This window comes from Clostridium acetireducens DSM 10703 (assembly GCF_001758365.1).
Classification (GTDB): domain Bacteria; phylum Bacillota; class Clostridia; order Clostridiales; family Clostridiaceae; genus Clostridium_C; species Clostridium_C acetireducens.
The window spans coordinates 26,428-39,652 of record NZ_LZFO01000022.1 but is presented as its reverse complement, the minus strand read 5'-3'; the positions used below and the strand labels follow the sequence as shown (position 1 = coordinate 39,652).

Sequence of the window (13,225 nt, the reverse complement as noted above, 5' to 3'; positions counted from 1 at the left end):
AAGTTATCCACAGGTGCAATAGCACCTTAGCTTTGCTATTATCTTTTTCTGAACAAAATAGTTAATTATTAACAAAAAGTAATGATTTTTAAATATAATTGAGGAAGTTTAATTGTGCAATTTCCTCATTTAATAAATATAATAAATATTCATATGTAAAAGGTACATTTTCCTTTAATGTTAAACAGTATATATCCGCACTAAAATAACTTCCTTTATCTAAAGCAAATCTATTTTTATTAGATTTAAAAGGAAACACTATTTTTTTATCTTCAAAAATATTTTGAATTCTCCCCCATTGCAAATGATACCATTGTCTAACTCCTTTTTTACATTCTCTTCTATTCATTAATCTTTCTTTATAATCATATATATGTTTTATTATATTAGTATATTTTTCCTCTTGAGTTATTAAATCTGAATATATTAAAAACATATCTTTTTTATGAATTTTATTTTTTTGAATAAAGCTACTCTTTATCCAAGGCTTTATTATATCTTTTTCTAAATTTTCTTCATCTATTATTTTTTTATTTACAACAAAGGCTTTATCACATCCTGTAATAATGCCTTGAAAACTATTGCATATATTATTAAGAGTAGTAAAACTTTTTTCTTCTATTTTATTTATTATGCACATTTCTTCTCTATTCCTAAGTATCCATCCTTTATTATTTAGTTTATTTTTATTTATATTAAATTTATCATACTCTTTTCCTTCGTTTAAAAATACCGATTTGCAAAAACTGTCTTTTTTTACGCCTTTTAAAGGCTTTATCACTTCTATGTATTCATTAGAATTTTGCTCATTTATTAAAAATATTATTAAAGGGTCTATTCCTATATTTTTGAAAGGTCTAATACCATAAAAATCTACTATCTTATTTATTGAACATACATTTTTTAAGATTTTTCTAAGATTTTCTCCGCTAGGTCCTTCTAAAAAATATCTAGAAGTTATAAAAGATATCTTTCCTTTTTTATTTAGCATATTAAGAGATTGCAAAAAAAAGCAATAATGTAAATCACTTTTATCTTTGTATATATTAAAATATTTCTTTTTTATAATAGAAGAATATTCTTTATCTATAAATTTATGTCCTACATAAGGAGGATTTCCTATAAATATATCAAATTTTTCATCATCTAATTCTATCAAAAAATCTCTATTTAAAAAATTAGCTCCTATAATTCCACTTAAATAAAATAAATCAATTATTAATATTTTTAAAGCTATTATATCTATATCAAATCCATATAAATTATTACATATTATATGCCTATCAATATCTTCTTTTTTTAAACTTATGTTATTAAATTCATTTATCTCATCTAAATTTTCAATAAATAATTTTCTTAAATGATTAAAACAATTTATAATTATATTTCCACATCCACAAGCAGGATCTACTATTTTTAGATAAGGATTTTTTATTATACTTTCTTTAGATATAGTATTTTTAACAACATATCTTGCAATATAATCTGGCGTGTATATTACTCCTTTTTCTTTATTTTTATCCATAATATTATAATAAAAATCCCCAAAATTATAGCTATTTTTTATATTTAATTTTCTCTTATATTTTATAATTGCTGTAATTTTGTATATACTATCTATAGGTTGCAAAATTACATTATATATATCTTCTATAATATTTATAAACTTATCTATATCTTTTTTATATATCATGTACTTCCTCTCCATTATTATAAAAATCTAGAAAAGTAGGTGGTAAAATGAAAAAAATCATTATTTATTTTTCCATGTTTTTTTGCCTAATTTTAGGCGCATGTAAAACCGCTAATATTAATAATACTACAAATAGTGCTAAAAATTCAAACTTTGGATCAAAAATTGAAGAAAAGCAATATAACAATACACAAACTAATGAAAATACTAAAAAAACTGAAATCAAAGAAACAAATACAAATACTTTAGAAACTAAGGAATTAAATTGGTATTTTGAAACTAGAAAAGATGGGCTTCCTCCTAATCCTCCTAAAGAATCTAAAAGTTTTTTAAGCAAATATCCTAGTTATTACTTAGGAAATACAGAAAAAAAAGATGTATACATTACATTTGACGAAGGTTACGAAAATGGATTTTCTGCTAAAATATTAGATATTTTAAAAGATAATCAGGTTAAAGCAGCTTTTTTTGTAACTACTCACTATATAAATAGTAATAAAGATTTAATAAAAAGAATGGTAGATGAAGGTCATTTAGTTTGCAATCACTCTACAACTCATCCTTCTATGGCTAAAGTAGCTAAAAATAGTAAAGAAAAGTTTAAAAATGAGATAATTACTAACGAAAAAGCTTTTGAAGAAATTACAGGTAAAAAAATGCCTAAATATTTTAGACCCCCTATGGGAAAGTATAGCGAATTGTCTTTACAATATACTAAAGATTTAGGTTACAAAACTATATTTTGGAGTTTTGCTTATAATGATTGGGATATTAACAATCAACCTAATGCAGAAAAAGCAAAAAAAATAATAATGGAAAGAACTCACAATGGATGCATATATTTATTACATGCTGTTTCTAAAACAAATACTGATATTTTAGATTCTTTAATTAAAGACTTAAAAGATAAAGGTTATACTTTTAAAACTTTAGATGATTTACCATAAAAATAAGCTATGTTTAAACATAGCTTATTTTTATGTAAATTATTATAGTTTTGAATTTACAATATTTATTATTTCCATTTTTCTTTTATTTCCATTAATAATTAAATCATCACATTTTCTTCTTAATTTTTCATTATATATTTCATTATCTATACCTTTTATATTTATTTTAATATTTAATGCACAACTTTCCATTACAGCTTGTACTAAAATTGCAGCAATTCCAACATCAGAAACCAAAGTTTTATTTCCTAAGGTACAAGCGTAATATACACAATCATATAATTCATAAGTTTCTCTTAATAATTGAAAAGGAACCTCCACTGCATTTATATAAGCTTTATTTATAGTATTTTGCCTTATCTCTTTTTCTTTTTCTGTTGATTTTGGAAGTTTAAAAGCATTCATAAGGTATAAAAAAGATTTACTATCTTCTTCTGCTAGTTCAAGAGCTTTATATTTATATTCTTCTACTTTTTTAAGCCTATCTTCCACAATTTGTTGCTTGTCTTCATCATATTCATAAAATTCTTTTTTTCCTATAGTTAAATTAAATACCATAGCTGTTAATGCACTTGATAAAGAAGCACATAAAGCAGCTACACTACCACCTCCTGGTGTTGGTGCTTTAGAACTCAGGTTATCAATAAAATCTTTTACTTCTAAATTTTTCATAATTATTTTACCCCCAATATTATTAATTCATAAATTAACCTTTTATCTTTATATTTTATCACTTTATGTAGTTATTTACACCATTTTGTGATATTTTTACTATACAATAAAAATGTGGATTATTATCAGGATAATTTAAATAATAATCCACATAATCTTTTATAATAAATTAATGCATTAACATTTCCTTATTTTCTGTATATGCATTATTCCAATTATTTATAAATACATAGTCTCTAACATCTTTTTTTGGATTATGAGCTTTATTTTCATTGGTTTCGCCTACTGGAGTCATTCCTATAACTTTAAAATTATTAGGCACTGAAAGTATGTTTTTTACTTTATTTTCATCAAAAGCTCCAATCCAACAAGTTCCATACCCCTCTGCTGTAGCAGAAAGCATAAAATGTTCCATAGCTATAGCACTATCTACTAAATAATATTCTTTTTGATCTATTGTTCCTGATAGTTTAGGATCTGCTACTACTACGGTAGTAATTGGTGCCTGTCTAATTGAATTAGCTGCTTCACCTGTATTATTCATTATGGTATCAGCTAATTCATTTCTTTTTTGTTCATCACTTACAATAATAAATTTGTAAGAAGTTTTATTTTTCCAAGAAGGAGACATCATAGCAGCAGTAACCATTTTATCAATTTTTTCTTTTGGTATGGGATTTTCTGTAAAATTTCTTATGCTTTTTCTATTTTCTATTACATCATAAAATTGCATATTATCACACTCCTTTAATTTTATTATGCGTAATATATATGCAATTTATACTATTTTTAATTTTAAATCTATGTCTTATATTTAATTACTTTAATTAAAAACTTAGGTATAGAAGATAGCCTTTTAATTCTATAAGGCTCTTTAATAACTCTATAAAGCCATTCTATTCCTAAATTTATCATCCATTTAGGAGCTCTTTTAACTTTTCCTGCAAATACATCAAAACTTCCTCCAACTCCCATAAATATATTACAATTTAATTTACTCATATACCTTACAATAAATCTTTCTTGTCTTGGAGAACCCATTGCCACAAATAATACATATGGATTTTTTTTATTTATATCTTCTATAATGTGTTTACAATTATCTAAATCAAAATATCCATTATGACTACCTAATATTATAATATTAGGATATTTAATTTTTATTTTATGTATAAATTCTCTTAATATTTCATCTTGAGTACCTACAAGATATATTGATTTTTTATTTTCTTCACAAAACTTAATAATGTCTTCCATTACTTCTATGCCAGCTATTTTTTCTCTTACTGGATTTTTTAATATTTTAGATGCTATTACAGTTCCAATTCCATCTGGTATTATAATAGAATTTTCTGACACAAAATTATCAAATAAGTTTTTTTCTTTAAGTCCATTGTATAATACTTCTGGATTACCAGAAATAATATGTACTTTAGAATTTAATTTTGTTAAATACTCTATAAATTTCTTTTTATCTTGATTAAAAATATTATACCCTAAAATATTAGTAAACATACAACCTCCTAATATAAAAATTAAGTAGATACTAGTATCTACTTAAAACGCTCCTTCTTTTCTAAATACTGAAAATACTGTTTTAAATAAAATTTTTATATCTAAAATAATCGAAAAATTTTTTATATACTTTAAATCATAATATATAGTTTTTCCTAATTCAATTTCACCTCTGCCGCTTATTTGAGCAAGTCCTGTTATTCCTGGCGTTACAAGAAGTCTTTGTTTATATTCTTCTGGATAATACTTAACTACATCTGGTATCTCTGGTCTTGGTCCTACAAGACTCATATTTCCTAATAATACATTAAATAACTGAGGTATTTCATCTAAGCTACTCTTTCTTAAAAAGCCACCTATTTTAGTAATTCTATTATCGCTTCTACTTTGAAACACAAAATTTTCTATATCATCAGGATTTATATCCAGTGATTTCTTTTTTTCAGCATTTACTACCATAGTTCTAAATTTATATATTACAAAATTTTTATTATTTTTTCCTACCCTAACCTGCTTAAATATAGCTGATCCCTTAGAATCTAATTTAATTAAAATAGTTATTATTAAAAATACAGGAGATAATAAAACAATTCCTATAAAAGATAGTATTATATCAATTATTCTTTTAATAAAAAATTGAATTGTTTTAGATTTTATATCATTTTTTATATCTATTTTTATTTTTTTCAACTCCATTTAAGTGCCTCCTATTAGCTTTACTATGATGTTTAAATAATTTTATATGATTTTTAAATAGTTCACTCATTTTTATAATATATCAAATGACTTTAATTTTTACAATATACTTATAGTTAATATTTGATAAATAGCTATAATTATTAATATTATACTATTTTTTTAGTTTATTTTTTATAATATCAATTAAATAAACAAATTCTTTTACTTTAAATAAATATATAACTAAAAAATACACAATACTTCCAACTATCGTACATATAACTAAAGAAATAATACTGGTAATTTTAGTTAACCCCATATATAATAAACAAATTTTATTTATTTCATATATAAACACACCCATTAAAATAGATGCAATAATTATTTTTAAAAATGACATAACTACACTTTTTAAATCAATGTTTTCTAATTTTTTATCTAAATTTAAAAGCATTAATATTGTAACAATTGTTATAGAAATAGATGTAGCTAAAGTTAATCCTGATACTTTCATATATTTAATTAAAATTATATTTATAGCTACATTAATAATTATACCAATAAAGCTATTTATCATTGGAGTAGTTGTATCCTTAATTGCATAAAATGCTTTATTTAATATATCTCTAAGACCATAAGCTATCATTGCTGGACAATAAAATAAAAGGGCATTAGATGTAAGATTAACTGCATTATTATCAAAAGCCCCACTTTTAAATATTAATGTTATAAGTGGCATTCTCAATACGCCTATAGCTATACTAGCAGGTACCATTATTAATAATATAATATTTATAGATTGTACTAAAGCATTTTTATATTCTTTTTCATTACCTTCTGCTGCAAAGGAAGATAATGTAGGATATACTACCATAGCTATTCCTATAGCAAAAACCTCATAAGCAAGTGTATTTATTTTATTAGAAAAATCTAAAATAGTAGGAGCTCCATAATATATATTAGTAGCAAAAGCTCTATTAATAAAAAGATTTAACTGCAATAAAGAAGTGCTTATTATTATAGGAGTCATTAGTATTACTATCTTTTTTAAATCTTTATCAAATATATTAAAATGAAATTCATATTTATATCCTAATTTTTTATATTTGGGTAAATTTATAATTAATTGAACTAAAAATCCTATTACAGTAGAAATAGCAAATCCATATATACCAAATTTATTTGTTAAAAACATTAAATAAACTATAAAAACTAAATTAGAGGCTAGTGACATTGCTGCTGGTTCATAAAACTCTTGGTGTGCTTGAAGTACCCCAGTTATTACACTTTGAATACTTATAAATACTAATGATAAAACCATTATTCGAATTATATCTACAGAGGTATTAAAAATTTCTTTATTATTAGTAAGTCCATGAGCAAATATATATATTATTTGCTTAGAAAATATCATTAGTATAACAATAACTATAATAGTAAATACTGTGTATACATTCAGTACATTATTTACAAACTTATTTGCTTTTTCTTTACTAGTCTTTTGTATATATTCTGTATGAATTGGTATAAATGTAGTAGTAAGTCCATAACTCACTGTAGTTAAAAGGTATACTACACCTAGGGATATAGTATACATATCGGTTATATATGTAACTCCAAATTTATTTGCTATTAGTGCATCTCTAAAAATTGCACATATTTTTCCCAAAATTATTAATACCATTACTATAGCTGAACTTTTAATTAACTTACCTTTAGACATATTACTTTTCACTCCAAATTAATCAATTAGTATTAAGTATTCTTTCATAAAAACAATAATATCTATTCCAAAATGTTTCTAAAGAAAACTTTTTTACTACATCATTATATAAATTTTCACCTAATAAATTCAATTTATTTTTCATTAAATAGGATAACTTCATTTTTTCATATAGACTATCTTCTGAATAAGGGTTAATTAAAAATCCATTTTTATCACTTATTATTCTTCCCATATCTCCTACTTTAGAACATATAACTGGCTTTTTAACAATGCCACTTTCTAAAATAACTAGTGGAGGAGCTCCACCTTCATTTAAAGATATAAGTAAGCTAACATCTGAAGCATTTATATAATCTAAACTATTGGATCTATATCCTAAGAATATCACATTATCATTTAATTTAGTTTTATTAACTTGATTTTTAAGTTGATTTTCTAATTCTCCATCACCTACTAGCAATAATTTTACGTTATCAAATTCATTGGACAATCTTTTAAAAGTTTTTAAAAGTTTTTCATGATTTTTAATTGGATGCATTCTAGCTACCATTACAAATGTAAAGTTATTTTCTGACAATCCTATTTCTTTTCTAATTTCATTTCTACTTTTAGTAATTTTAATATTTTTTATGTCTATACCATTATTAACTACTATTTTATCTCCATAAAATTCTTTACTTTCCAATAAATCCTTTATATATTGAGATACACAAGCATAATAATCAAATGAATTTAAGGATATTTTACTAATAGGAGTATAAAATAAATGTTTAATTTTATTATTTAAAAAATCATATCTATAATCACTATGTACTGTAACTACACAAGGTTTTTTTAATCTGAATTTAGTAAAATAATGAATGAAAGTTGCTTTAGGTCCATGAAAATTTAAAATATCAATATTTTCTTTTTTTACATATTCCACTAGTTTATTAAATATTAATTCTTTTAAAGAATATTTTACTGTTATTATTCCCATAGCTAAAGCTTTACTGTAAAGCTCCCCTTCACCTATACAACAAATTTTATTTTCAAAACTAGGACACCTACATATATTTAATACATGTACTGCTCCTCCACCATTATCATTTCCAGATATAATATGTAATACTTTAATATAAATCACCTTCCTTTAGTTAGTAATATTATATTTAAATCTATTATATAATAAATTATCAGATATGGATAATATAATCCAAAAATATGCTATTACTTTTGGTGCTGAGAAAAAATTATCTACAATATTCATAAATAAAAAAGCTACCATAGATGCTACAACACCACTATAAAAGGCTTTATAAAAATTATCTTTTATAATATTTATAAACTTCTTTAATTTAAATCCTATAGATATAATCATTCCTATAAAACCCACTAATCCAATTATACCCAACTCACTTTGAATTTTTAAAAATATATTGTGAGGATGATATACTTTATAAGAACAGTATCTTAAATCTGGATATTTAGTTATATAGCTGTCGTATAAAGCGGCAAAATTTCCATTTCCTACTCCAAATATAGGATTATCCTTTATCATAATAGATGCTGTTTTCCAAAGTTTTATTCTAGAAATATTTTGTGACATATCATCTATTTGTTTAATTCTACTAAATACAGGAGGTAAAAATAATGCTAGAATTCCTACTCCTCCAAATAAAAATAAAAGTTTTATACTATAAATAAGTACTAAAATAAAACAACCTATGGCAAATCCAAGCCATGCATTACGAGAAAAACTTAAAATTATATTTATAAAAAATAAAAACGAAGTCAATCCATAAAAAATTTTTTTCTTAATTTCTTTTTCATATAGAGTTAACATTATTAAAGGAAATACAGCTAATATAAAGAACATACCTACATTATTTGAGTTTTCTAAAGTAGACACTATCCTAACTAAAGTTTCACTTCCATGTTTTTGGACAAAACCTTTTCCCCCTATATACTGATAAACTCCTATAAAAGATATTAATAGTGAAACAGATATATAACACCTAATAATATTGTCTATAATTCTCTTACTGCTTATTTCATACTTAATTATAAAATATAGTGCTATATATGTTGTAAATCTAAAAGTCTCTTTAATTGCTAATGTTCTACTTGAAGCATATCCAATTGATAAATACATAATAAATAATAAAATTATTATAGATATATTAAAATAATCTTTTGTTAAATCTTTTATTCCTTCTATAAATCTTTTTCTAGTTTCTTTTAAAAATACTAATTGAAATACATATAGTAAAATAATTAAAGCTAAAATTATATCTCCATTAAAGGGTATATTTTTATATTTAAATTTACTAGGTATTAATGGCAATAGAATTATGTATAAGTAAATTAAAAAACTTATAATATTTCTCCTAAAATTCATATTTTCACCTCATTTAAACTATTATACTATAATATAAAATTGGCACACAAATATTGTTTTATATGTTTTAAACAAATTTGTGTGCCTAATAATTATATAAAATGTTGTTTCTATTTTTTATATTTGTTTACTATTCTAGTCACAGCATAAATAACATCTTCTACATCTTCATTAGACATCTTCACATATAATGGAAGTGATATTATTCTATTAAAGTATTTTTCTGCTACTGGGAAATCCCCTTCTTTATATCCAAAAGTTTTAGAATAATAAGGCATTAAATGAACTGGTATAAAGTGTACACTAGTTCCAATATTCTCTTCTGCTAATTCTTCTATAAATTTATCTCTATCAATAGTTAATAAATCTTCATTTACTTGCATTACATATAAATGCCATGCGTGTCTACTATAAGAAGCTTCTTTGGGCGTAATTATTTCAGGCATATCTTTAAAAGCTTCATTATACATATTAGCTATTTCTTCTCTTCTTTTTTGCATTTTTTCAATTTTATCTAATTGACGAAGTCCCATAGCTGCTTGTATATCAAACATGTTATATTTAAATCCTGGATATTCTATATCATATCTCCAAGCTCCACCCTTTCCATATCTGTTCCAAGCTGCTTTGCTCATACCATGAGAACTTAATATTTTAGCCTTTTCAGCTATATCTTCTCTATTAGTAGTAAGCATTCCGCCTTCTCCTGTGCATATATTTTTAGTAGCATAAAAGCTAAATGAAGTAGCATCTCCTATACTTCCAACCATTTTACCATTATATTGAGTATACACAGCATGTGCTCCATCTTCAGATACAAATAAATTATGCTTTTTAGCTATTTCCAATATAGCATCCATATCACAAGCTTGACCAGTGTAGTGTACAGGAACTATTGCCTTTGTTTTACTAGTAATTTTTTCTTCTATCTTTTTAGGATCTATGCAAAAAGTTTCTGGATCTACATCTACAAAAACAGGTTTAGCACCAGTGTGTATTATAGTATTAGCTGAAGATGCAAAAGTCATAGGAGTTGTAATTACTTCATCTCCTTCTTTAACACCAGCACAAAGAAGAGCTAGGTGAAGAGCAGCAGTAGCTGAATTTGTTGCAACAGCATATTTAGATCCTACAAATTCTGCAAATTTCTTTTCAAATTCAATTGTTTTTGGTCCTTTAGCAACCCATCCAGATTCTAATGTATGTACAACTTCATTTATTTCATCTTTTTCTATAAAGGGAAGGGCATAAGGTAGATATTCTTTTCTCTTTTCTAACTTTGACACTTTAATCACTCCTATAAATTTAATAATATTTTTTCTAATCTTCTAGTTATTTTTTCTCTAGAGTAATTTTCTATAACATATTTTCTTCCATTACTGCCTAATGTATTCCTAAATTCTTCATTTTTATATAATTTTACAATAGCTTCTGCTATTTTTTTTGAATTTTCAGGTTCCACAGTTATACCTGCATTAGCTTCATTAATTAATCTTTCCGCTTCTCCTTCAACAGCTAAAACTATAGGTAGTTCTGAAGCTAATGCTTCAAACATTTTCGAAGGCAATGCTCCTTTAAATAAATCTAACTTTTTTAAAGGTATTACTGTAGCATCCATAGAAGCTATAATTTTAGGCATATTAGATTTTGGTTGTACTGGAAGAAAAGTTACATTAGTTAGTCCCTTATCTTTAGCTCTATTTATTAGTTCCTTCTTTTCTGGTCCGTCGCCTATAAATACTATTTGTATATTTGTATGCTCTTTTAATAATTCAGCAGCATCTATAACTACCTCTAATCCTTGAGCAATACCATGTATACCTGCATAACAAATAGAAAACTTATCTTCTATCCCTATACTTTTTCTAAATTCTTCATCTCTATTTTGTTTTTTAAAAAATTCTGTATCCACACCATTTGTTATTAAATGCACTTTTTCTTTATTTATACCTCTACTTATTATATTATCTACTATTCCTTTTGTTTGTCCTGTAACTGCTGCTGCTTTTCTATAACAAAATTCTTCTAACCATGTAGACATTTTAATAAGCATTTTGTTATGTAAAACCCCTAATTTAACAGCAGATTCAGGCCATAAATCAGATATATTAAATATAAACTTTGCCTTTTTCATCTTAGAAAGCACATAACCTGACCATCCTAAAAATAAAGGTGGTGATTCTGTAATTATAACATCTTGCTTTTCTATATGTTTTGCACCTTGAAAAACTGAAGAAAAAGTGAAAGATAAATAATTTCTTAATCTCTTTACAAATGTTTTTTCTTTAGTAGCATAGATACTTGTTCTAACTATTTTTATTCCATCTAATTCTTCTTTAACTATTTTCTTTCCTTTATAGTCATCAAATATTTCTCCTTTAGGATAGTTTGGCATTGCTGTTAATATAGTAACTTCATGTCCGAAACTCTTTAATTGTTTAGCAAACTCAAAAATTCTATTCTGAGGTGCACCTACTTCTGGCGGGCAGTATTGGGTTAAAAATAATATTTTCATGTTATCACCTCTAAAAATAAACGTTTATTTAATATTTAATATATCATCATTAATTATATCTAATATTTTTTCTGCTGCATGTCCGTCTCCAAATATATTTTGTTGTTGTTGATTTGGCACAAAATTTAATATTGAATCTAATATTTTATTTTTATCTGTTCCAACAACTACATTCCATCCATTTTGAACAGTTTCTACCCATTCTGTTTCATCCCTCATAGTTACACAAGGTTTTTTTATAAAGAAAGCTTCCTTTTGTACTCCACCACTATCTGTTACTATTTTTTCTGAATGCATTTCAAGGCTTATCATTTCTAAATAGCCTACAGGTTCTATTACATTAATATTATTATTAAATTTCAAACTATAATTTTCCATATATTTTCTTGTTCTAGGATGTAGTGGTAATACAATTTTCTTGCCACTTTCATTTAAAGCTTCTATAATATTTTTTAATCTATTTATATCATTTGTATTTTCTGCTCTATGAATAGTAGTTAATATATAACTTCCTTCTTTTAAGTTAAGTTTTTCAATTATAGAAGTTTTTGAAACTGCTAAAGATTTAAAATGTAAAACGGCATCATACATTACATCTCCTACATTATGTACACCTTCTGATATACCTTCGTTTTTTAAATTATTAATTGCAGTAACTGTAGGAACAAACAATAGTTTAGATATATGATCTGTTAAAATTCTATTTTGCTCTTCTGGCATATTCATATTAAAACTTCTTAATCCAGCTTCTACATGAGCAACAGGTATTAATAATTTACTTCCACATAATGCACCAGCTAAAGTTGAATTTGTATCTCCATATACTAAAATTAAGTCTGGTTTTTCTTTTTCATAAATTTCCTCTAACTCAATAAGCATTTTTCCTGTTTGCTTTCCATGTCCACCAGAACCTACTCCTAAATTATAATCCGGTTTAGGTATTTGTAGTTCTTCAAAAAATACTTTAGACATATTTTCATCATAATGTTGTCCTGTATGAACTAATATTTCTTCATGTTCTTTTCTTATAATATTAGATACAGCGGCAGCCTTTATAAATTGTGGTCTTGCACCTACAACTGTTAATATCTTCATA

The 13,225-nt window shown here is 24.6% G+C and carries 12 protein-coding genes; 1 reads left to right on the top strand and 11 read right to left on the bottom strand.

Annotated features, from left to right (window positions below; all coding sequences use genetic code 11):
• Positions 1-88: 88 nt before the first annotated feature.
• Complete coding sequence (locus CLOACE_RS07810) at positions 89-1,693, bottom strand: N-6 DNA methylase family protein (RefSeq protein WP_070110546.1); 1,605 nt, start codon at positions 1,691-1,693, stop codon at positions 89-91.
• Positions 1,694-1,740: 47 nt separating this feature from the next.
• On the opposite strand from CLOACE_RS07810, the gene pdaA reads away from it, so the two are divergent.
• On the top strand, positions 1,741-2,640 hold the full coding sequence (pdaA, locus tag CLOACE_RS07805; RefSeq protein WP_084027588.1) for a delta-lactam-biosynthetic de-N-acetylase: 900 nt from the start codon (positions 1,741-1,743) through the stop codon (positions 2,638-2,640).
• Between the two features lie 42 nt (positions 2,641-2,682).
• Here the strand turns inward: pdaA and CLOACE_RS07800 are convergent, their stop codons facing one another.
• The 10 genes from CLOACE_RS07800 to wecB all read right to left on the bottom strand — a co-directional run bounded on the left by CLOACE_RS07800 (position 2,683) and on the right by wecB (position 13,224).
• The gene (locus CLOACE_RS07800) at positions 2,683-3,315 is read right to left on the bottom strand and encodes a cyclodeaminase/cyclohydrolase family protein (protein ID WP_084027587.1); all 633 of its coding nucleotides are present in this window, start codon (positions 3,313-3,315) and stop codon (positions 2,683-2,685) included.
• 169 nt (positions 3,316-3,484) lie between these two features.
• Entirely contained in the window at positions 3,485-4,048 is a 564-nt protein-coding gene (locus CLOACE_RS07795) for a nitroreductase family protein (RefSeq protein WP_070110544.1), read from the bottom strand.
• A 68-nt stretch (positions 4,049-4,116) separates the two neighbouring features.
• Positions 4,117-4,830, bottom strand: a complete 714-nt coding sequence (locus tag CLOACE_RS07790) for a WecB/TagA/CpsF family glycosyltransferase (protein WP_070110543.1) — start codon at positions 4,828-4,830, stop codon at positions 4,117-4,119.
• A gap of 42 nt (positions 4,831-4,872) precedes the next feature.
• A complete protein-coding gene (locus CLOACE_RS07785) occupies positions 4,873-5,526 on the bottom strand; it encodes a sugar transferase (RefSeq protein ID WP_070110542.1) in 654 nt (217 codons plus the stop codon).
• Positions 5,527-5,680: 154 nt separating this feature from the next.
• Positions 5,681-7,231 carry a murein biosynthesis integral membrane protein MurJ gene (gene murJ / locus CLOACE_RS07780; protein WP_070110541.1) on the bottom strand — a complete coding sequence of 517 codons (1,551 nt, stop codon included), beginning with the start codon at positions 7,229-7,231 and terminating at the stop codon, positions 5,681-5,683.
• Between the two features lie 22 nt (positions 7,232-7,253).
• Positions 7,254-8,360 (bottom strand): glycosyltransferase, encoded by a 1,107-nt coding sequence (locus CLOACE_RS07775; protein WP_070110540.1) that lies wholly within the window; start codon positions 8,358-8,360, stop codon positions 7,254-7,256.
• Between the two features lie 6 nt (positions 8,361-8,366).
• The gene (locus tag CLOACE_RS07770) at positions 8,367-9,614 is read right to left on the bottom strand and encodes an O-antigen ligase family protein (protein ID WP_070110539.1); all 1,248 of its coding nucleotides are present in this window, start codon (positions 9,612-9,614) and stop codon (positions 8,367-8,369) included.
• A gap of 110 nt (positions 9,615-9,724) precedes the next feature.
• A complete protein-coding gene (locus CLOACE_RS07765; RefSeq protein WP_070110538.1) occupies positions 9,725-10,900 on the bottom strand; it encodes a DegT/DnrJ/EryC1/StrS family aminotransferase in 1,176 nt (391 codons plus the stop codon).
• An 11-nt stretch (positions 10,901-10,911) separates the two neighbouring features.
• Positions 10,912-12,129, bottom strand: a complete 1,218-nt coding sequence (locus tag CLOACE_RS07760) for a glycosyltransferase family 4 protein (RefSeq protein WP_070110537.1) — start codon at positions 12,127-12,129, stop codon at positions 10,912-10,914.
• Positions 12,130-12,153: 24 nt separating this feature from the next.
• Positions 12,154-13,224, bottom strand: a complete 1,071-nt coding sequence (wecB, locus tag CLOACE_RS07755) for a non-hydrolyzing UDP-N-acetylglucosamine 2-epimerase (RefSeq protein WP_070110536.1) — start codon at positions 13,222-13,224, stop codon at positions 12,154-12,156.
• Position 13,225: the final 1 nt, after the last annotated feature.